Annotated in this window: 19 protein-coding genes and 1 pseudogene; 16 read left to right on the top strand and 4 right to left on the bottom strand. The window is 67.0% G+C overall.

Annotation, left to right across the window (positions count from 1 at the left end; all coding sequences use genetic code 11):
- Positions 1–68 precede the first annotated feature (68 nt).
- The 4 genes from QFZ61_RS16230 to sdhC all read right to left on the bottom strand — a co-directional run bounded on the left by QFZ61_RS16230 (position 69) and on the right by sdhC (position 3,636).
- Positions 69–851: a succinate dehydrogenase iron-sulfur subunit gene (locus QFZ61_RS16230; protein WP_307037756.1), complete on the bottom strand. Its 783-nt coding sequence runs from the start codon at positions 849–851 to the stop codon at positions 69–71.
- Between the two features lies 1 nt (position 852).
- A complete protein-coding gene (gene sdhA, locus QFZ61_RS16225; protein ID WP_307037754.1) occupies positions 853–2,652 on the bottom strand; it encodes a succinate dehydrogenase flavoprotein subunit in 1,800 nt (599 codons plus the stop codon).
- Positions 2,653–2,770: 118 nt separating this feature from the next.
- Complete coding sequence (locus QFZ61_RS16220) at positions 2,771–3,253, bottom strand: succinate dehydrogenase hydrophobic membrane anchor subunit (protein ID WP_307037752.1); 483 nt, start codon at positions 3,251–3,253, stop codon at positions 2,771–2,773.
- 2 nt (positions 3,254–3,255) lie between these two features.
- Entirely contained in the window at positions 3,256–3,636 is a 381-nt protein-coding gene (sdhC, locus tag QFZ61_RS16215; RefSeq protein ID WP_307037749.1) for a succinate dehydrogenase, cytochrome b556 subunit, read from the bottom strand.
- A gap of 257 nt (positions 3,637–3,893) precedes the next feature.
- Here sdhC and QFZ61_RS16210 point away from each other — a divergent pair, with 257 nt between their 5' ends.
- The 16 genes and pseudogenes from QFZ61_RS16210 (at position 3,894) to eno (ending at position 21,454) form a co-directional block, all read left to right on the top strand.
- Entirely contained in the window at positions 3,894–5,051 is a 1,158-nt protein-coding gene (locus tag QFZ61_RS16210; RefSeq protein WP_307037747.1) for a mannose-1-phosphate guanylyltransferase, read from the top strand.
- Between the two features lie 225 nt (positions 5,052–5,276).
- Positions 5,277–6,366, top strand: a pseudogene (locus tag QFZ61_RS16205) (amidohydrolase).
- 326 nt (positions 6,367–6,692) lie between these two features.
- Positions 6,693–7,085, top strand: a complete 393-nt coding sequence (locus tag QFZ61_RS16200) for a MarR family winged helix-turn-helix transcriptional regulator (RefSeq protein WP_307038277.1) — start codon at positions 6,693–6,695, stop codon at positions 7,083–7,085.
- A 59-nt stretch (positions 7,086–7,144) separates the two neighbouring features.
- The gene (locus tag QFZ61_RS16195) at positions 7,145–7,576 is read left to right on the top strand and encodes an organic hydroperoxide resistance protein (protein ID WP_307037745.1); all 432 of its coding nucleotides are present in this window, start codon (positions 7,145–7,147) and stop codon (positions 7,574–7,576) included.
- Positions 7,573–8,604: an NADP-dependent oxidoreductase gene (locus QFZ61_RS16190; RefSeq protein WP_307037742.1), complete on the top strand. Its 1,032-nt coding sequence runs from the start codon at positions 7,573–7,575 to the stop codon at positions 8,602–8,604. Before QFZ61_RS16195 ends, QFZ61_RS16190 begins: the two co-directional genes overlap by 4 nt.
- A 334-nt stretch (positions 8,605–8,938) precedes the next feature.
- On the top strand, positions 8,939–10,009 hold the full coding sequence (locus QFZ61_RS16185) for a BMP family protein (protein ID WP_307038275.1): 1,071 nt from the start codon (positions 8,939–8,941) through the stop codon (positions 10,007–10,009).
- Positions 10,010–10,178: 169 nt separating this feature from the next.
- Positions 10,179–11,795 carry an ABC transporter ATP-binding protein gene (locus QFZ61_RS16180; protein ID WP_307037739.1) on the top strand — a complete coding sequence of 539 codons (1,617 nt, stop codon included), beginning with the start codon at positions 10,179–10,181 and terminating at the stop codon, positions 11,793–11,795.
- Positions 11,788–13,218, top strand: a complete 1,431-nt coding sequence (locus QFZ61_RS16175; RefSeq protein WP_307037737.1) for an ABC transporter permease — start codon at positions 11,788–11,790, stop codon at positions 13,216–13,218. Before QFZ61_RS16180 ends, QFZ61_RS16175 begins: the two co-directional genes overlap by 8 nt.
- A complete protein-coding gene (locus QFZ61_RS16170) occupies positions 13,215–14,552 on the top strand; it encodes an ABC transporter permease (protein WP_307037735.1) in 1,338 nt (445 codons plus the stop codon). The genes QFZ61_RS16175 and QFZ61_RS16170 overlap by 4 nt, the downstream gene beginning before the upstream one ends.
- Positions 14,553–14,554: 2 nt before the next feature.
- Positions 14,555–15,010 (top strand): cytidine deaminase, encoded by a 456-nt coding sequence (locus QFZ61_RS16165; protein WP_307037732.1) that lies wholly within the window; start codon positions 14,555–14,557, stop codon positions 15,008–15,010.
- Positions 15,007–16,329: a thymidine phosphorylase gene (locus QFZ61_RS16160; protein ID WP_307037731.1), complete on the top strand. Its 1,323-nt coding sequence runs from the start codon at positions 15,007–15,009 to the stop codon at positions 16,327–16,329. Before QFZ61_RS16165 ends, QFZ61_RS16160 begins: the two co-directional genes overlap by 4 nt.
- Positions 16,330–16,512: 183 nt before the next feature.
- Positions 16,513–17,163: a DedA family protein gene (locus QFZ61_RS16155; protein WP_307037729.1), complete on the top strand. Its 651-nt coding sequence runs from the start codon at positions 16,513–16,515 to the stop codon at positions 17,161–17,163.
- Between the two features lie 218 nt (positions 17,164–17,381).
- A complete protein-coding gene (locus tag QFZ61_RS16150; RefSeq protein WP_307037727.1) occupies positions 17,382–18,101 on the top strand; it encodes a DedA family protein in 720 nt (239 codons plus the stop codon).
- Between the two features lie 32 nt (positions 18,102–18,133).
- Positions 18,134–19,297 (top strand): adenosine deaminase, encoded by a 1,164-nt coding sequence (locus tag QFZ61_RS16145; RefSeq protein ID WP_307037725.1) that lies wholly within the window; start codon positions 18,134–18,136, stop codon positions 19,295–19,297.
- 64 nt (positions 19,298–19,361) lie between these two features.
- On the top strand, positions 19,362–20,048 hold the full coding sequence (locus QFZ61_RS16140; protein ID WP_373427211.1) for a MazG nucleotide pyrophosphohydrolase domain-containing protein: 687 nt from the start codon (positions 19,362–19,364) through the stop codon (positions 20,046–20,048).
- Positions 20,049–20,173: 125 nt separating this feature from the next.
- Positions 20,174–21,454, top strand: a complete 1,281-nt coding sequence (gene eno / locus QFZ61_RS16135; RefSeq protein ID WP_307037721.1) for a phosphopyruvate hydratase — start codon at positions 20,174–20,176, stop codon at positions 21,452–21,454.
- Positions 21,455–21,465: the final 11 nt, after the last annotated feature.

Raw genomic sequence — 21,465 nt, 5'->3', positions numbered from 1 at the left:
ATGACGACGACGGCGCCCCCACCCGGAAAGGTGGGAGGCGCCGTCGTCATGGTGGTGCTGTGGTTTCGCTAGATCCTGCGGGACAGGATGGCCTGCTTGACCTCGGCGATGGCCTGCGTGACCTGGATGCCGCGGGGGCACGCCTCGGTGCAGTTGAAGGTGGTGCGGCAGCGCCACACGCCTTCCTTGTCGTTGAGGATCTCCAGGCGCATGTCGCCGGCGTCATCACGGGAATCGAAGATGAAGCGGTGCGCGTTGACGATCGCCGCCGGGCCGAAGTACTGCCCGTCGGTCCAGAACACCGGGCAGGACGAGGTGCACGCGGCGCACAGGATGCACTTGGTGGTGTCGTCGAACCGCTCGCGGTCCTCGGCGGACTGCAGGCGTTCCTTGGTGGGCTCGTGGCCGCGGTTGATCAGGAACGGCATGACTTCACGGAAGGACTGGAAGAACGGTTCCATGTCCACGATCAGGTCCTTCTCCACCGGCAGACCCTTGATCGGTTCGACCGTGATGGGCTTGGACGTGTCCAGGTCCTTCAGCAGGGTCTTGCAGGCGAGCCGGTTGCGGCCGTTGATGCGCATGGCATCGGAACCGCAGACGCCGTGCGCGCAGGAGCGGCGGAAGGAGACGCTGCCGTCCTGCTCCCACTTGATCTTGTGCAGGGCGTCCAGGACGCGGTCGGTGCCGTACATCGTAACGTGGAAGTCATCCCAGGTGGCCTCCTCGGAGACCTCGGGGTTGTAGCGGCGAACACGCAGGGTGACGTCGAAGGACGGGATTTCCCCGCCGCCGCCGACGCCGGCGGGCAGTTCGATTTTGGAGGCTGGCTCAGCGAGTTCAGCGGTCATCTTAGTACTTCCTCACCATCGGCTCGTAGCGCGTAAAGACCACCGGTTTGGTGGCAAGCCGGATGCCGGCAATCGCCTCCGCGGAACCATCCGCAGGAGCGTGCTCATCCTTGTACGCCATGGAGTGCTTCATGAATTTTTCGTCGTCGCGCTCGGGGAAATCCTCGCGGAAGTGTCCGCCGCGCGATTCCTCGCGGTGCAGGGCCGCCACGGTCATGACCTTGGCGAGCTCCAGCAGGAAGCCCAGTTCCACGGCCTCGAGCAGGTCCAGGTTGAACCGCTTGCCCTTGTCCTGGACGCTGATCCGCTGGTACCGCTCCTCGAAGGAAGCGATGTCCGTCAGGACCTGGTTCAGTGTCTCGGCGGTGCGGAACACCTGCATGTTGGCATCCATGGTGTCCTGCAGTTCCTTGCGGATCTGCGCGACCTTCTCGGTGCCGTTGGCGGTGCGGACGTGGTCCAGCAGGTTCAGCGTGTACGCCTCGGGATCAGCCGGCAGTTCGACGTAGTCCGCGGTCTTCGCGTACTCGGCGGCGGCGACGCCGGCGCGCTTGCCGAACACGTTGATGTCCAGCAGCGAGTTGGTGCCCAGGCGGTTGGACCCGTGCACGGAGACGCAGGCGACTTCACCGGCGGCGTAGAGGCCCGGGATGATCGTGTCGTTGTCCTGCAGGACCTCGGCGCTGATGTTCGTGGGAATGCCGCCCATGGCGTAGTGCGCCGTCGGGAAGACCGGAACCGGCTCCGTGTAGGGCTCCACACCCAGGTAGGTGCGGGCGAACTCGGTGATGTCCGGCAGCTTGGCGTCGATGTGCGCCGGCTCCAGGTGGGTCAGGTCCAGCAGGACGTAGTCCTTGTTCGGGCCGCAGCCGCGGCCCTCACGGACCTCGTTGGCCATCGACCGGGCCACGATGTCACGCGGGGCGAGGTCCTTGATGGTGGGGGCGTAGCGCTCCATGAAGCGCTCGCCCTCGGAGTTACGCAGGATCGCGCCCTCACCGCGGGCCGCTTCGGAGAGCAGGATGCCCAGGCCGGCCAGGCCGGTCGGGTGGAACTGGAAGAACTCCATGTCCTCCAGCGGGATGCCGCGGCGGAACGCGATGCCCATGCCGTCACCGGTCAGGGTGTGGGCGTTGGAGGTGGTCTTGAAGACCTTGCCGGCGCCGCCGGAGGCGAACACAACGGACTTGGCCTGGAAGACGTGCAGCTCGCCCGAGGCAAGGTCGTAGGAGACGACGCCGGCAACGCGCTTCTGCTTGTAGGGGGTGCCATCCTCCCGGACCGCGTCCTCTTCGACGGTCAGCAGGTCCAGCACGTAGTACTCGTTGTAGAACTCGACGTTGTGCTTGACGCAGTTTTGGTACAGGGTCTGCAGGATCATGTGCCCGGTGCGGTCCGCGGCGTAGCAGGCGCGGCGGACCGGCGCCTTGCCGTGGTCGCGGGTGTGGCCGCCGAAGCGGCGCTGGTCGATCCGGCCCTCGGGCGTGCGGTTGAACGGCAGGCCCATTTTTTCCAGGTCCAGGACGGCGTCAATCGCTTCCTTCGCCATCACCTCGGCGGCGTCCTGGTCCACCAGGTAGTCGCCGCCCTTGATGGTGTCGAAGGTGTGCCACTCCCAGTTGTCTTCCTCCACGTTGGCCAGGGCGGCGCACATGCCGCCCTGCGCCGCACCGGTGTGGGAGCGCGTGGGGTAAAGCTTGGTCAGTACCGCTGTTCGGGCGCGCTGACCGGATTCGATCGCCGCCCGCATGCCGGCGCCACCGGCACCGACGATGACGACATCGTATTTGTGGACCTGCATACCAGATGCTCTTTCTCTCAAAATTCGCTAAAACACCGCCGGCGGAGCCTGCACAGTGAAACCTCCAGATCCGGGCCTGCGCGGGCAGGCGGGGATCGGTGCCCGGGGGACCGGGCCGCTACGGAGCGGGGCAGAACCCGCCGGGCAGCTGCACGCCGTTGACCACGGGGCACGGGTTGAACGTGAAGATCACCAGGGTGCCGAGGATGACGATCGCGGCGGCGGCCGCGTAGAGAACCGTCTTCAGCCAGCGCCGGGTGGTGTCCTTTTCGGCGTAGTCGTTGATGATCGTGCGGACACCGTTGGTGCCGTGCAGCATGGCGAGCCACAGCATGGCGAGGTCCCAGACCTGCCAGAAGGGGTCGGCCCACTTGCCGGCGACGAAGCCGAAGTCGATGGCGTGGATGCCTTCGCCCACCAGGAGGTTGACGGTCAGGTGGCCAAAGATCAGGACCACCAGGACGACGCCGGAAAGCCGCATGAAGAGCCATGCCAGCATTTCGAAGTTGCCCTTGGAGCCGCCGCTGCGGTTGTACTCCGGGGCAACGCGGCCGGCACCGACCTTGGCCGCGCGCGGGCTCTGAATTTGTGCTGCATCCATGGCTAGTGACCTCCGAGGGCGAGCGACAGGTGGCGGATGGAGAAGCCGATCATGACGACGACCCAGAGACCCAGGACCGTCCACAGCATCTGGCGCTGGTACTTCGCGCCCTTCTTCCAGAAGTCGATGGCGATAATGCGCAGGCCGTTAAAGGCGTGGAACACGATCGCTGCGACGAGGCCCGTTTCACCCAGGGCCATAAGGGGGTTCTTGTACGCACCGATCACTGCGGTGTAGGCCTCGGGGGACACACGCACCAATGAGGTGTCCAGCACGTGGACCAACAAGAAGAAAAAGATCACTACACCGGTAACGCGGTGTCCTACCCAGGACCACATGCCTTCACGGCCGCGGTACAAGGTGCCAGCTGGTTTTGTCGGCACTGAATAAACCTCCCTGCAACACAGCGGCGCTGGCATGGGATCCACGCGGGGGGAACGCCTGCTGCGAGAGCACTCGTAAGCTCAAGCCTAAATCTAGGCTTCGGTTTGCGCTTATTCAATTCAGCCGCCCGCCGGTGCCCGCGCGGGGCGCCGTTTTGGGCCGGTTTTGAGACGAACGCCACATTCGCTGGCGCCGGCCGAGGATCAGGGGTCATGATTCCGGGGCGAAATCGCAGCATTCGGCTAAAGTAACCCTGATGACTACAGACAATGTGCCCAGCCACGAGTCGGCCCGGGAGATCGCGGCCGACTCCCCGCTCGACCGTTTCATTGCGGTGATCCCCGCCGGCGGCGTGGGGACCCGGCTCTGGCCGCTGTCCCGGGCTGCCGCGCCGAAGTTCCTGCATGACCTCACCGGGTCCGGCAGCACCTTGCTCCGCGCGACCTACGACCGGCTCGAGCCGCTCGCCGGCAGCCGCATGCTGGTTGTCACCGGCAACGCGCACCGCGAGGCCGTCTGCCGCCAGTTGCCGGAGGTGCACGACGCTGACCTCGTCCTGGAAAGCGAACCCAAGGATTCCGGCGCGGCCATCGGCCTCGCCGCCGCCATCCTGTACGAGCGCGACCCGGACACCATCATGGGCTCCTTCGCAGCAGACCAGGTCATCAGCCCCGACGATCTGTTCCAGGAGGCCGTCAGGGAAGCTATCTACACCGCGGCGGCCGGCAAGATCGTCACCATCGGCATCAAGCCCACGCACCCGTCCACCGGCTTCGGCTACATCCGCGCCGGCGACACGCTCAGCGTTCCCGGCGCCCCGAACGCCCACACCGTGGTGGAGTTCGTCGAAAAGCCCAGTGAGGAAGTCGCCCAGCAGTACGTGGACAGCGGCGAATACGTCTGGAACGCGGGCATGTTCGTCGCACCGGTCTCGCTGATGCTCAAGCACCTGGAGGCGAACCAGCCGGAGCTCTTCACCGGGCTGCAGGAGATCGCCAAGGCCTGGGACACCCCGCTGCGCGACGAGGTCACGGCTCGCGTCTGGCCCACCCTGCCGAAAATCGCCATCGACTACGCCGTCGCCGAGCCGGCCGCGGCCGCCGGGGACGTCGCCGTCGTGCCCGGCACCTTCCGCTGGGACGACGTCGGGGACTTCGCCTCCGTCGGCAGGCTGAACAGCGCCAAGGAGGTCGACGAGGTCACCGTGATCGGCGCCGGCGCCCGCGTGTTCACCGAAAACGCCAGCGGCGTGGTGGTCACTGACACCAAGCGCGTCATCGCCCTGATCGGGATTAAGGACGTGGTGATCGTCGACACGCCTGATGCGCTGCTCGTGACCACCAAGGCGCACTCGCAGCGGGTTAAGGCCGCGGTGGACGCGCTCAAGGCCAGCGGGGACACGGACGTCCTTTAGCCGCCCCGACGCCGGCGCCCGCGGCCTTGGCTCTTCGGCCTGCGGGGCCCCTCCGGGAACCGTAACGCGCCGACGCGATGCCGCTATTTTTTCGACGCTCGCTACAGTGATTGTGTGCGCAATTACACTACTGAAGCTGACCCAACCACTCTGGTGGGGCCGTGGCTGGAGCCGCTCCTGCCGGAGCTGACCGACTTCCGCCGCGACCTCCACGCGCACCCGGAGCTGTCCTTTAAGGAGTTCCGCACCACGGACAAGCTCGTCCACCGGCTCGAGGCGGCCGGCCTCAAACCCCGCCGACTTGAGGGCACGGGTGTGACCGTGGACGTCGGGGAGGGCCCGATCGCCACCGCGCTGCGCGGGGACATTGACGCTCTGCCCATCATCGAAGAGACCGGACTGGATTTCGCGTCCAAGAACCACGGCGTCACCCACGCCTGCGGTCACGATGTGCACACCACCACGATGCTGGGCATCGCCCTGGTCCTGCAGCGGATGCACGAATCCGCGCCGCTGGGCGGGACGGTGCGGATCATCTTCCAGCCGGCGGAGGAGACCATGCCCGGCGGTGCGCACGCGTGCATCGAGCAGGGCGTGCTCGAGAGGCGTGCCCCGGATCCTGGCACTGCACTGCGATCCGCGGATCGAGGTCGGCAAGATCGGCACCCGGATCGGGGCCATCACCTCTGCCTCGGACACCATCAAGATCGAGCTCACCGGCCGCGGCGGACACACCTCGCGGCCGCACCTGACCGAGGAACTGGTCTTCGCCCTGGCCCAGATCGCGATCAACGTTCCGGCGGTGCTGTCCCGCCGCGTCGATGTGCGCAGCGGCGTTTCCGTGGTGTGGGGCCACATCTCGGCCGGTTCCGCCCCGAACGCCATTCCTGCTAGCGGCTACATGGCCGGCACCATGCGCTGCCTGGACCGGGATGCCTGGCACAGCGCGGGGCAGATCCTCGACGAGGTGGTGCAGCAGATCGCCGCGCCCTACGGCGTCGACGTCCACCTGGAACACACCCGCGGGGTGCCGCCGGTGGTGAACTCCGAACACGAAACCGCGCTGATCGAAGCCGCCGCCCGCGCCGAGATCAGCGAGAACTCCGTTGTGCTGACCCCCCAGTCCATGGGCGGGGAGGACTTCGCCTGGTTCCTCGCCGACCTTCCCGGCGCGATGATGCGGCTCGGCACCAAAACCCCCGGCGGGGAAGAGTACGACCTGCACCGCGGTGACTACATCGTGGACGAGCGGGCCCTGGGTCTCGGCATCCGGGTGCTCACCGCAGCGGCCCTCCGCACCCTCCGCGACCTCTAACCCCGGCCGGCCCTCCCCACTCTCGCGCGAACGTACACTTCCGGCCCCGCACCCCGGCGCGAACGTACACTTCCGGCCCCGCACCCCGGCGCGAACGTACACTTCCGGCCCCGCACCCCGGCGCGAACGAACACTTCCGGCCCCGCACCCCGGCGCGAACGAACACTTGAGGCCCAGAAATCGGGAATTTCTGGGCCTCAAGTGTTCGTTCGGCCTCACGCCGGGGGGTTTGAGTTGTGCACAATCTAATTGTGCGTTAGGGTTTTGGGGTGGCCCAGAACATTCCCTCCGACGCACCGCGCCTAGACCGGCAGGTGTGCTTCGCCATGTACTCGGCGTCCCGCGCCGCGACGGCCGCGTACCGGCCAATGCTCGAAGAACTCGGCCTGACCTACCCCCAGTACCTCGCGATGATGGTGCTGTGGGAGGAGAACCCGCGCAGCGTCCGGGAACTCGGCGAGGAGCTGGGGCTGGATTCGGGGACGCTGTCCCCGCTGCTGAAGCGTCTCGAGGCGCTGGGCTTTGTCGAACGACGGCGGTCGGCGGCGGACGAGCGGCGCGTGGAGGTCTTCCTGACCCCGGAGGGATCGGCGCTCAGCGCCCGCGCGGCAGGTATCCCGCAGCGTCTCGCGGACGCCGCCGGGCTCTCAGCCGCCGAACTCGACCAGCTTCGCGAGACGCTGAGCCGGCTCACGGCCGCCCTGCACGCCAGCCACTGAGCCACTCGTCCGAGGCCGCGCGGCACGAAAACTTTCAGTACCCAACAGATTGGATTCCCATGAAACCCCTCTACACCGCGGAAGCACTCGCTTCCGGCGAAGGGCGCGACGGCAACGCCCAGACCAGCGACGGCAAGCTCAACGTCACCCTCGCCAGCCCGGTGGAGCTGGGCGGCTCGGGGGAGGGAACCAACCCCGAACAGCTCTTCGCCGCCGGCTATGCGGCCTGTTTCCATTCGGCCCTGCGCCTGGTCGGCCGCCAGCAGAAAGCGGACCTGACGGACTCCGCCGTCGCCGCCAAGATCCACCTCGGCGCCCTGGACGGCGGCGCCGGTTACGGCATTGCCGCCGAACTGGAAATCGCCCTTCCCGCCGTTGACCGGGAAACCGCCGAGGCCCTCGTAGCAAAGGCCCACGAGGTCTGCCCTTACTCCAATGCCACCCGAGGCAACATCACCGTAGACATCAAAATCCTGGAGGTCGCCGCATGAGCACCCAGACCGAAAACACCACCGTTCCCGCCACCACCCGGGAAATCCAGCTCGCGTCCCGGCCGCACGGCCGGCCGGTACCGGAAAACTTCCGGCTCACCGAATCGGCCCTGCCGGAGCTGCAGGAGGGCCAGGTCCTGGTCCGCAACCTCTTCATCTCGGTGGACCCGTACATGCGCGGCCGGATGAACGACGTGAAGTCCTACTCCGCGCCGTTCGCCCTGGACGCCGCCATGGAAGGCGGGGCCGTCGGCGAGGTCGTCGCCTCCCGTGCGGACGACCGCAAGGTGGGGGATACCGTCGTCCACAGCCTCGGCTGGCGTGAGTACGCGGTGCTGGACGCGGCCGCCACCACTCCGGCCCGCACCGACCTCGCGCCGGCGTCGGCCTTCCTCGGCGCGCTCGGGATGACCGGCCTGACCGCCTACGCGGGTCTGCTCAAGGTTGCCGAGTTCAAGCCCGGCGAAGCCGTCTTCGTCTCCGGAGCGGCCGGCGCTGTCGGTTCCCTGGTGGGCCAGATCGCCAAGGCCATGGGCGCCTCGCGGGTGATCGGCAGCGCCGGCACCCCGGAAAAGGTGGCCCGGCTGCTGGAACTGGGCTTCGACGCAGCGTTCAACTACCACGACGGCCCGGTTCGTGACCTCCTCAAGGAGGCTGCGGGGGAGAACGGCATTGACGTGTACTTCGACAACGTCGGCGGTGAGCACCTCGAGGCTGCGCTGTCGGTGCTGAACGTCGGCGGACGGGTGGCGATGTGCGGCGCCATTTCGCAGTACAACTCCACCGAGCCGACGCCGGCGCCGCGGAACCTCATGCTGGCCATCGGCAAGCAGCTGACCCTGAAGGGATTCCTGGTCGGCGGCTACTGGAAGTACATGGGCGAGTTCGTCGAGGCGCTCTCCGGCTGGCTGGCCGACGGCACCGTCCGCTACGACGAAACGATCGTCGACGGACTGGAAAACGCCCCGCAGGCCTTCATGGACCTGCTCGACGGCGCCAACACCGGAAAGATGCTCGTCCGCATCTAGTCCCCCCGGAAGCGCGAACGGACAGTTGAGGCCCTGATTTCCTTGGATTTCGGGGCCTCAAGTGTCCGTTCGCGCTGGTAGGGAGGTACTGCTAGGTAACAAGTTCTCAACAATCGGGGCAATGAGTGTGAAGTGTGTTACTGGGCGTGTTCCATGACACTAAAGTAGCTTCCATCAGTGCGCCTCGGCGCAGTGCTGCGAATCCGTCAGTGACAACAGTGTTTCAGGGGAAACCGGAAGCAGACACTCATTGAACTCCCGTCGTAGCGCCTATCTCTTTCTTCCTGGAGGAACTTTGAAGAACTCACTGCGCGCCACCGTCAAGCGCGGTTCAATGGCAGGTGTCGCCACCGTTGGGGCGGCTGCACTGCTGCTCACCGGCTGCGGGGCTGCCCCGGACGCCGGCAGCAGCGCCACCAAGTCGGCCAGCAACTACACCGGCTGCATCGTCTCCGACTCCGGTGGATTCGACGACCAGTCATTCAACCAGTCCTCCTACGAAGGCCTGAAGAAGACCGAAAAGGACCTCGGCATCAAGGTCAACCAGGTCGAGTCGAAGACGAACAACGACTTTGAGCCCAACCTCCGTGCCATGGTCACCGCCGGCTGCAACCTGACCATCACGGTCGGGTTCCTCCTCGGCGACGCCACCAAGGCCCAGGCCACGGCGAACCCGGACAAGCACTTCGCGATCATCGACTTCGGCTACGACAAGCCGATCGCCAACGTCAAGCCGATCATCTACGACACTGCCCAGGCCGCCTTCATGGCCGGCTACCTCGCGGCCGGCGCCACCAAGACCGGCACCGTCGCCACCTTCGGCGGCATCAAGATCCCGACCGTCACCATTTTCATGGACGGCTACGCCGACGGCGTCAAGTACTACAACGAGAAGAAGGGCAAGAACGTCAAGGTTCTTGGCTGGGACAAGGCCAAGCAGGACGGCTCCTTCACCGGCGACTTCGAGAAGCAGGACAAGGGCAAGCAGTTCACCCAGAACTTCCTTGACCAGGGCGCGGACATCGTCATGCCCGTCGCCGGCCCGGTCGGCAAGGGTGCCGGCGCGGCCCTGAAGGAAGCGAAGGCAGCAGGCAAGGACGTCAAGCTCATCTGGGTTGACTCCGACGGCTTCCTCACCGCCCCGGACTACAAGGACATCATGCTCTCCTCCGTGATGAAGCAGATGGGCGAGGCCGTGGAAACCGTTGTGAAGGAAGACAAGGACGGCAAGTTCACCAACACGCCGTACGTCGGCACCCTCGCGAACGACGGCGTGCAGCTGGCTCCGTTCCACGACCTGGACTCCCAGGTTCCGGCCGAGCTGAAGTCCGAGCTGGACCAGATCAAGAAGGACATCGCCTCCGGCAAGCTGAAGGTCGAATCCGCAGCAAGCCCGAAGGCCTAATTTCCGCCGCAAAGCGCCACGGCCCGCACGGTCATTGACCGCACGGGCTGTGGCGCTTTTCGTTGCGCCGGCCCGGTCCCTGCCCCGGCGGCAGGCACTAGGCTGGTTCTGCAGCCCGTCACCCGCGTCCCGGCTGTAACCCGGACACACTTCGAGATTGGTCAGAGTTTTGAAACTTGAACTCAAGGGGATCACCAAACGCTTCGGCTCCCTGGTAGCCAACGACCACATTGACGTGGTGGTTGAACCCGGGCAGATCCACTGCCTGCTGGGCGAGAACGGCGCCGGCAAGTCCACGCTGATGAACGTCCTCTACGGGTTGTATGAGCCCACCGAGGGCGAGATCCTCATCGACGACAAACCCGTCAGCTTCCGCGGACCGGGCGATGCCATGGCGGCCGGCATCGGCATGGTGCACCAGCACTTCATGCTGGTACCGGTTTTCACGGTCGCCGAGAACGTCGCGCTGGGAGCGGAAACCACCAAGGCCGGCGGATTCCTCAACCTCGATGACACCCGGCGCAAGATCCAGGAGATCTCCGACCGGTACGGCTTCGACGTCGACCCGGACGCGCTGATCGAGGACCTGCCCGTCGGCGTCCAGCAGCGGGTGGAAATCATCAAGGCCCTGGTCCGCGATGCGAAGGTGCTCATTCTCGATGAACCCACCGCAGTGCTGACGCCCCAGGACACCGACGAGCTGCTGGACATCATGCGGCAGCTCAAGAGCCACGGCACGTCGATTGTCTTCATTTCGCACAAGCTGCGCGAGGTCAAGGCCGTCTCGGACACCATCACGGTGATCCGCCGCGGCAAGGTCGTGGGAACCGCCAGCCCGACGGCGTCCACGACGGAACTCGCCTCAATGATGGTGGGCCGCGCCGTCAACCTGACCCTCGACAAGGCGCCGGCCAAGCCGCAGGAGACCACCTTCCAGGTCAAAGACCTCACCGTCATCGCCCCCAGCGGCCAGCACGTGGTGGACGGCATCAGCTTCGACATCGCCCGCGGCGAGATCCTCGCCGTCGCGGGAGTGCAGGGCAACGGCCAGACCGAGCTCACCGAAGCCATCCTGGGCCTGCAGGACCGGGTCCATGGCTCCGTCCTGCTCGACGGCGAGGAACTGCTGGGCCGCAGCGTCAAGGAGGTACTCAAGGCCGGCGTCGGCTTCGTCCCCGAAGACCGCTCGGTGGACGGGCTCATCGGCACCTTCTCGATTGCCGAAAACCTGATCCTGGACCGCTACGACCAGGAACCGTTCGCCAAGGGCATCAGCATGAGCCCGGCCAAGGTCCTGGAAAACGCCAAGACCCGAATCGATGAGTTCGACGTCCGCACCCCGTCCGGTTCGCTTGCCGCCGGGACGCTCTCCGGCGGCAACCAGCAAAAGGTCGTCATGGCACGCGAACTCTCGCGGCCGCTGCGCCTCTTCATCGCTTCCCAGCCGACCCGCGGCGTCGACGTCGGGTCCATCGAGTTCCTGCACAAGCGGATCGTCGCGGAGCGGGACCACGGCACTCCCGTGATGATCGTGTCCACCGAACTCGATGAAGTCATTGAGCTGGCGGACCGGATCGCGGTCCTCTACAAGGGCAAACTCGTCGGCATTGTGCCGGCAGGCACCGGCCGTGACGTGCTCGGCCTGATGATGGCCGGACTCGCCCCGGACGAGGCCTCCGCAGACACCACCAAGACCCCGGCAACCGCAGCCGCAGCCGCTGCCGCGCCCGCCGCCCAGCCCGCGCAGGAGTCCGTTTCCGGCGCCGTAGGAGAGCACCATGACTGAAACCAACCAGCCCCGCCACGCGGCCGACTCGGCGCCGGACGCGCCCGGGACCGAGCGGGACGTCACCGAGCAGACCCCCGGGCAGACCCCCGGGCAGGCCGCGGCGGACAGGGATACTCCGGAGGTTGACGCGGCGACCGCCACCTCGCTGGATACCGCCGGCGGCGCGCTGCGCCCTTCTGCCGTTCCGGTCTCGGCCCAGAGCGGCACGGTGCCCGGCGGGCCTGACTCGCTGCTGCGCAAGATCTTCACCGGCAGCGGCATGGTGTCGGTGCTGGCCGTGCTGCTCGCGCTGATCCTGGGCGGCCTGCTGATCGCCAGTACCGACAAGGCTGTCAGCGCATCCGCGGGCTACCTGTTTGCCCGGCCCAGCGATTTCTTCTCCGCCGTCTGGTCGGCCGCCACCCGCTCCTATGTAGCGCTGTTCCAGGGCTCGGTGTTCAACCCGCGCGGCAGCGGCGTGGCTGGCCAGTTCGCCCCGTTGATGGAAACCCTCACGATCGCCACCCCGCTGATCACCGCCGGCCTCGGCGTCGCGCTGGCCTTCCGGGCAGGGCTGTTCAACATCGGCGCGCAGGGCCAGATCATCATCGCCGGCATCCTCGCGTCCTGGGTCGGCTTCGCCCTGCACCTGCCGATGGGCCTGCACCTGCTGCTGGTCCTGGTCGCCGGCATCGTCGGCGGCGCCCTCTGGGCCGGCCTGGTCGGGTTCCTCAAGGCCCGCACCGGCGCCCACGAGGTGATCCTGACCATCATGTTCAACTACATCGCGCTGTACTTCCTGCGCTACCTGCTCAACACCCCCGCGTTCCAGCGGCCGGGAGAGACGAACCCGATTTCGCCGATCCTGGATCCCAGCGCCGTTTACCCGCAGATCCTCGGCACCCAGTACCGGCTGCACCTGGGCTTCCTGCTGGCCATCGCCGCGACCGTGTTCGTCTGGTGGGTGCTGAACCGCTCGACCATCGGCTTCGAGTTCCGCGCGGTCGGCGCCAACCCGCAGGCCGCCCTCACCGCCGGCATCGACGTCCGGCGCGCCACCGTCCTGGTGATGGCCATCGCGGGCGCACTGGCCGGCATGTCCGGCGTCGCGCAGGTGGCCGGCACCGAAAAGGTCCTCACCGACGGCGTCGCCGCCACCTACGGCTTCGACGCCATCACGGTGGCACTGCTGGGACGCTCGACGCCGTGGGGCACCTTCGCCGCGGGTCTGCTGTTCGGCGCCTTCCGCGCCGGCGCCGTCCAGATGCAGATCCAGACCGGAACCCCGATCGACATCGTGCTGGTGGTCCAGTCGCTGATCGTGCTCTTCATCGCCGCCCCTCCGCTGGTGCGGGCGGTGTTCGGCCTGAACCCGCGCAAGAAGAAGGCCGCCAAGGCCACCCCGTCCTCGAAGGCAGCAACCACCGGAGTAGCAGCATGAGCACAACAGCAACCTCGCCCCAGCCGGGTAAGCAGCCTGCTCCCCGGCAAGGCGCAACTGCCGCGGCAGGTACCCACACACCGGCGGTCACCGCGAAGCCGGTTACCTGGAAGGTGCCCGTCACCCTGGCCGTCCTCGCCGTCGTCGCGTTTATCTTCTTCGGACTGATGGGCCCGCACCAGACCGCGAAGTTCGGCATCTCCACCGGCACCGACTTCTTCCAGCTGCCGGCCCTGGAGGTTCCGGCCTTCCTGGGCGGCGTCGTTCTCTCCGTGCTGATGCTGGCCCTGGCCGGTTACGCCGTCTGGCTCAAAACGCGAAGCACGAGGGTCCCGGGCTGGGTGCCGATCGTCTTCATCGTCTTGTTTGTTGCGGCGTTCCTGATCTGGGTCGTCGGCGGCGCCCGCACCACCAGCATTTCGCTGGCCGGCCTGATCGCCGGCTCGGTGACCCTCGCCGTGCCGCTCGTGTTTGGCTCCCTCTCGGGCGTGCTCTGTGAGCGCGTCGGCGTCGTGAACATCGCGATCGAAGGCCAGCTCCTCGGCGGCGCCTTCACCGCCGCGATCATCGCGACCCTGACGCATAACCCCTTCCTCGGACTGCTGGCGGCGGCCGCCGCCGGAGCGCTCGTCTCCATGGTCCTGGCGCTGTTCAGCATCAAGTACGTGGTCAACCAGATCATCGTCGGGGTCGTGCTCAACGTGCTGGTCTCCGGCGTCACCGGCTTCCTGTTCAGCACCGTCATGCAGGCGGACAAGGCGAAGTTCAACGCGCCCGAACACCTGGACCCGATCACCATCCCGATCCTGGGCGACATACCGCTGATCGGTCCGATCCTGTTTAAACAGTCCCTGATCGGCTACCTCATGTACATTGCCGTGATCGTGGTCTGGGTGGGGCTGTTCAAGACCAAGTGGGGCCTGCGCGTCCGTGCCGTCGGGGAACACCCGCAGGCCGCGGACACCATGGGCATCAAGGTCAACGCCACCCGTTTCTGGAACGTCACCCTGGGCGGCGCCATCGCCGGCATCGGCGGTTCGTTCTTCACCCTGGTCGCGATCGACAGCTTCACCAAGGAAATCTCCGGCGGGCGCGGCTTCATCGCCCTGGCGGCCCTGATCTTTGGCCGGTGGAACCCGATCGGTGCGTTCTTCGCCGCGCTGCTGTTCGGGTTCGCGGACAACCTGCAGAGCATCGTCACGATCATCGGCACCCCGGTCCCGAGCCAGTTCATGGCCATGCTTCCCTACCTCGTGACGGTGCTGGCCGTCGCCGGCCTCGTCGGACGTTCCCGGCCGCCGGCGGCCAGCGGCATCCCGTATGTGAAGGGCTGACCGTGGCTGCCACCGAAGAGAACCAAAGCCAAGAAGCAACCAAAGCGGGCGACGGCGCCGGCTCCGGCGTCGACTGGGCAGCCCTCGAGGCCGCGGCCGTCGCCGCGATGCAGCACGCCTACGTGCCGTATTCGAAGTTCCCGGTGGGGGCAGCGGCCCTCACCGCGGACGGCCGGATCGTCAGCGGCTGCAACGTGGAGAACGCCAGCTACGGCCTCACGCTCTGCGCCGAATGCGCGCTGGTCGGCAACCTGCACATGACCGGCGGCGGCCTGCTGCGCGCCTTCTTCTGCGTGGACGCCGGCGGCGCCGTGCTGATGCCGTGCGGGCGCTGCCGGCAGCTGCTGTACGAATTCCGCGCCCCGGACATGGAGCTCATGACCACGCAGGGCATTAAGACGATGGACCAGGTGCTTCCCGACGCATTTGGCCCCCAACACCTGGAGGAAACCCGGTGACCCAGACCAACAGCAGCACTGAAGCATTCGACGCCGTCGACATCATCCGCGTCAAACGCGACAAGGGCGTGCTCAGCGCCGCCCAGATCGACTGGACGATCGATGCCTACACCCGTGGCGCCATCGCGGACGAACAAATGGCGGCCCTCAACATGGCCATTTTGCTCAACGGCATGGACCGGGCCGAGATTTCCCGGTGGACCTCGGCGATGATCGCCTCGGGCGAGCGGATGGACTTCTCCAGCCTGCGCCGGCCCGACGGCGGCGTGAAAGCCACCTCGGACAAGCACTCTACCGGTGGTGTGGGGGACAAGATCACCTTGCCGCTGGCCCCGCTGGTGGCCGTGTTCGGCGTCGCGGTGCCCCAGCTGTCCGGCCGCGGCCTGGGCCACACCGGTGGAACCCTGGACAAGCTCGAATCCATTCCGGGCTGGCGCGCGGACCTGACCAACGAGGCGATGCTGGCCCAGCTGCAGGACATCGGTGCGGTCATCTGCGCTGCCGGCGCCGGCCTGGCCCCGGCCGACAAGAAGCTGTACGCCCTGCGCGACGTCACCGGCACCGTGGAGGCCATTCCGCTGATCGCCTCCTCGATCATGAGCAAGAAGATCGCCGAAGGCACCGGCTCGCTGGTGCTGGACGTCAAGGTGGGCAGCGGAGCGTTCATGAAGGACGAGGCGCGCGCCCGCGAGTTGGCCGAGACCATGGTGGCCCTGGGCAAGGACGCCGGAGTTAACACAGTCGCGCTGCTGACCAACATGAACACACCGCTTGGCCTCACCGCCGGAAACGCGATCGAGGTGGAGGAGTCCGTGGAGGTGCTTGCCGGCGGCGGTCCGGAAGACGTCGTCGAACTGACGGTCCGGCTGGCCGAGGAAATGCTTGCCTGCGCCGGCGTGCACGACGCCGATCCGCGCGCTGCGCTCAAGGACGGCCGTGCCATGGACGTGTGGAACCGGATGATCGAGGCTCAGGGCGGGGACCCGCGCGCCGCACTGCCCGTGGCCAGGGAATCGGAAACCATTTACGCGCCGGCGGACGGCGTGCTGGTGGAACTCGACGCGATGGCCGTTGGCGTCGCGGCGTGGCGCCTCGGTGCCGGACGGGCCCGCAAGGAGGACCAGGTCCAAGCCGGTGCCGGAGTGCGGATGCACGCCAAACCCGGCGCGACGGTCCGCGCCGGGGAGCCGCTGATGACCCTCCTGACGGACACCCCGGAAAAGTTCGAGCGTGCCAAGGAAGCCCTCGAGCACGCGGCCGTGATCGCCCCCGAGGGCTCCCGCCCGGCGCAGCAGCTCATCATCGACCGCATCGCGTAGGCCGGCGGACCGAACCGGGCTCAGCGCCGCCCGGCCGGCGGCCGACGGTTGCCCTATCATTTGGAGTCCTCAAAAGCCCGGCTTGGCAGCTCCGAGTGATAGGGCAACCGCCCAACCGACGCCGCAGTACACTGGCACGACCGATTCCGGGAGAAACCGGGCCCCGCCGTGCGTTAGGAAACCGTGCAGGCAATCAACGACTTCATCCTGGCAGCCGCAGGCCAGCCGTGGGTCCTGCTTCTGGTGTTCGCCTGCTGCGTGATCGACGGCTTCTTTCCGCCGGTGCCCAGCGAATCGGTGGTGGTAGGCCTGGCCGCTGTCGCCGCCACCGCCGACGTGCCGAATCCGGTCCTGCTGGTGGCCGTAGCGGCTGCCGGTGCGTTTTGCGGCGACAACATCGCCTACCTGATCGGACGGTCCACCGGAACCGGACGCTGGGCCTGGATGCGGCGGCCTCGGGCGCAGCGGGCCTTCCGCTGGGCCGGCCGGGAACTTCGCAGACGGCCCGCCTCGTTGATCATGGTGGCCAGGTTCGTCCCGATCGGCCGGGTAGCGGTCAACCTGACTGCCGGCGCCACCGGCTACCGCCACTCCCACTTTGTCGGGCTGACAGTACTCTCGGCCCTGCTGTGGTCCTCGTATTCGGTTGCCATCGGGCTGTTCTTCGGGCAATGGTTCGAAGACAACCACCTGCTGGGCGCCACCATCGCGATCGTCTGTGCGGTTGTCCTCGGCATCGCCGTCGACGTCGTCCTCAACCGGGTCCGCGGCCGGGCGCCGGGCGAACTCGTGCCCGACGGCGAGGACCGGTCCGTCCCGCCCGCGGAGGGCTAAACGCTGTGCGGACTCCGGAGCCCGGCCCGTGCCGGTGCCCGTCTCAGGGAACGTTCGGGCAACGCCGCAATAATAGTGTTCGGCGCGTAGCGCAGGCAGCGCCGCCCGTGGGACACTTAGGTGCGATTCACGTCACGTCGGTGCCGTAACCACTCCGTTCCAGCCCAGTCCGTTCCGGGTACGTCCCGACCCTTTCGTTTTCTAGGAGCACAGCCCGCGTGGAGTTCATTAGTGAGGCCGTGCTCCATGCCGCCGGCCAGTGGTGGATTTACCCCCTTTTGCTGGTGTTCTTCTTTGTCGACGGCTTCGCCATGATCGTTCCCAGCGAGACCTTGATTGTGGCCCTCGCCGCGTTCTCCCGGCAGAGCGGGCTACCCAACCTGTGGATCCTCGGCCTGACCGCCCTGATCGGCGCCATCGCCGGTGACAACATGGCCTACCTGCTGGGCAGCAAAATCGGCCTCGAGCGCTTCCGCTGGATGCGCAAACCCAAAGTTCAGAGAGTCTTCGGCTGGGCCCGGTACGAACTTGAAAAGCGCGGCGCCGTGCTCATTTTCACCGCCCGCTACATTCCCTGGGGCCGGGTCGCCGTCAACTATGTCGCCGGTACAACGGGCTTCCCGCACCGCCGGTTCTTCCTCCTCGACGCCTTCGCCTGCGTCACCTGGGTGGCCTACTCGCTCGGCATCGGACTGCTGGCCAGCTCCTTCCCCTGGCTGCATCACAATCCGCTGCTGAGCGCCGGAATCGCCGTCGTCTTCGCGATCATCCTCGGCGTCGGCGTAGACCACGCGCTGCGCTGGTGGCACAAGCGCCTCGGCCGGCACGACGACGCGCCGTCCGCGCACGGCAGCGGTCCGGCCGGTTCCGCGTCCACGCCGTCGGCCACCCCGTCGGCCCCGCCCCCGGCCGGCACCCCGCACGTTTCCCGCAAGTAGCGCATGACGCCGTCCGACCCTATGGTTGGAACGTGACTGAGACTATGCCTGACGCAGCCCCTGACCTCGAATTTGACCTGAAGGGCCTTCCCAAGGTTTCCCTTCATGACCACCTGGACGGCGGACTCCGACCGGCCACCATCATTGAACTGGCGGAGAAGGCCGGCCACGCGCTGCCCTCCACCGACCCGGTGGCACTGGGGGAGTGGTTCCGCGAATCCGCCGACTCCGGCTCCCTGGTCCGCTACCTCGAAACTTTCGACCACACCATCGCCGTGATGCAGACCAAAGAAGGCCTGTTCCGCGTCGCCAAGGAGTTCGTCGAGGACCTGGCGGACGACGGCGTGATCTACGGCGAGGTGCGGTGGGCACCGGAACAGCACCTGCAGCAGGGCCTGTCCCTGGATGACGCCGTGGAGGCCGTCCAGGCCGGGCTGGACGCCGGCGTCGACGCCGTCTCGGAGACCGGCCGCGAGATCCAGGTCGGCCAGCTCATTACCGCCATGCGCCACGCCGACCGCGGCCAGGAGATCGCCGAGCTCGCCGTCCGCCACCGCTACCAGGGCGCCGTCGGCTTTGACATTGCCGGGGCCGAGGACGGCTTCCTGCCGTCCCGTTTCAAGGACGCCTTCACCTACCTTGCGCAGCACAACTTCCCGGCCACCATCCACGCCGGCGAGGCAGCAGGCCTGGACAGCATCCAGTCGGCCCTGGTGGACGGCCGGGCCCTGCGCCTGGGCCACGGCGTGCGGATCGCCGAAGACGTCACCGTCGAATTCGACGAGGACGACGACGCGGCCCTCGACGTCGACAGCGATGAAGTCAACGACCGGATCGGCATGGTGACCCTGGGCGAACTGGCCAGCTGGGTGCGGGACCGCGGTATCGCCCTGGAGATCTGCCCGTCCTCCAACCTGCAGACCGGCGCCATCGCGGGCTTCGGCGAGGGCATCGAAAGCCACCCGGTGGACATGCTCTACCAGCTGGGCTTCAACGTCACCATCAATACGGACAACCGGCTGATGAGCGGCGTGACCCTTACCGACGAGTTCGAGCTGCTCGTGGAGACCTTCGACTACGACCTCGATGACCTGCTCGAGCTGACCCTGAACGCCGCCGAGGCCGCGTTCCTGCCGCTGGAGGAAAAAGAAGCCCTGGTCGAATACATCAACGAGGCCTACGCCGACCTTGGCTAAGCACTCCGACGCCGTGGACGCGCTTCTGGACGTCATTGCCCAGTTGCGCGTCCACTGCCCCTGGATGGGTGCGCTCAGCCACGAATCCCTCGTTGAGTACCTCCTCGAGGAGGCCTATGAGGTGGCGGAAACCATCGAAACCGGCGGCGACGACACCGAGTTGAAGGCTGAACTCGGGGACGTTCTGCTGCAGGTTGTGCTGCACGCCCGTCTCGCCGAGGAGCGCGGCGCCTTTGAGTTCGACGACGTCGCCCGCGGGCTGCGCGACAAGATGATCCGGCGCAACCCGCACGTCTTCCAGCCCGATGGCTCGCTGCAACAATCCTTCCCGGCCACGGTGCAGGAGATCGAGCTCACGTGGGACGCGGTCAAGAAAGCCGAGAAGCCCGGACGCGGCCATGCCTTCGACGGGGTGCCCGCCGCGCTGCCGGCACTGGCCCGGGCGCAAAAGCTGCTGGACCGCGCCGACCGTGCCGGACTGCTCCCGCCGCCTGGGCCGCCCGCCGCCCGCCCCACCGCTGAGGCCGACGCTGAGCCGGCCAGTGAGCACAAACTCCCGCCCGCCGTCGAGCTAGCCACCGAGGACGAACTCGGGGAGCTGCTCTTCGGTATTGTCGTCGCCGCCCGCCGCGGCGGCCTGGATGCCGAACGGGCCCTGCGGGCGGCCAACCGCCGGTTCCAGGACAACAATGCCGGCGGTCCGGGTAACGGCAGTCCGTCCCCGGCGTCCGGGCGTCCGGCCCCCGGATAACTTTCCGTAATTTATCCCACTCTCGACTAGGCTAGGGGCGACGAGGACGTCGGATTCCAGCTTGATCCACCGCGAACTTTCCAGCAGTCAGATTCCCCAGCCGCTTCACCTAAAGGAGCATATTCATGGCCCTTATCGATGCCATTCACGCCCGCGAAATCCTTGATTCCCGCGGCAACCCGACCGTAGAAGTTGAAGTCCTGCTCTCCGACGGCCAGATCGGCCGCGCGGCCGTTCCTTCCGGCGCGTCCACCGGCGAGCACGAAGCCGTGGAACTCCGCGACGGCGACAAGGGCCGCTACCTCGGCAAGGGCGTCCAGAAGGCCGTCGACGCCGTCATCGATCAGATCGCCCCCGCCCTGATCGGCTTCGACGCGACCGACCAGCGCAGCATCGACCAGGCCATGATCGACCTGGACGGCACCGCCAACAAGAGCAAGCTCGGCGCCAACTCGATCCTGGGCGTCTCCCTCGCCGTGGCCAACGCCGCAGCCGCCTCCGCGGACCTGCCGCTCTACAAGTACCTGGGCGGCCCGAACGCGCACGTCCTGCCGGTGCCGCTGATGAACATCCTCAACGGCGGCTCGCACGCCGACTCCGACGTCGACATCCAGGAGTTCATGGTTGTCCCGCTGGGCGCCGAAACCTTCTCCGAGGGCCTGCGCTGGGGCGTTGAGGTCTACCACGCGCTCAAGGCCGTGCTGCAGTCCAAGGGCCTGGCCACCGGCCTGGGCGACGAGGGCGGCTTCGCCCCGAACCTGCCGTCGAACCGCGCCGCCCTGGACCTGATCCAGGAAGCCATCAAGAACGCCGGGTACACGCCGGGCAAGGATGTTGCGCTGGCCCTGGATGTCGCCTCCTCCGAGTTCTTTAAGAACGGCTCCTACGAGTTCGAGGGCAAGACCCTGAGCTCCGCCGACATGAGCGCGTACTACGCGGAGCTGGTGGCCGACTACCCGCTGGTTTCCATCGAGGACCCGCTGGACGAGAACGACTGGGAGGGCTGGAAGACCCTCACGGACTCCATCGGCGACAAGGTCCAGATCGTTGGTGATGACCTGTTCGTCACGAACCCGGAGCGCCTGCAGACCGGCATCGATTCGAAGACCGCCAACTCCCTGTTGGTCAAGGTCAACCAGATCGGTTCGCTGACCGAGACGCTCGACGCCGTGTCCCTGGCCCAGCGCAACGGGTACACCACCATCACCTCGCACCGCTCCGGCGAAACCGAGGACACCACGATTGCCGACATCGCGGTGGCCACCAACGCCGGCCAGATCAAGACCGGGGCGCCGGCACGGTCCGAGCGCGTCGCTAAGTACAACCAGCTGCTGCGCATTGAAGAAGAGCTCGACGACGCCGCACGCTACGCCGGCCGCAGCGCCTTCCCGCGTTTCAAGGGCTAGTACCGGCATAA

This window comes from Arthrobacter sp. B3I4, assembly GCF_030816855.1.
Taxonomy (GTDB): Bacteria; Actinomycetota; Actinomycetes; order Actinomycetales; family Micrococcaceae; genus Arthrobacter.
Note: the sequence above shows the minus strand (reverse complement) of the source record. Positions and strands in the feature narration are given on the sequence as shown.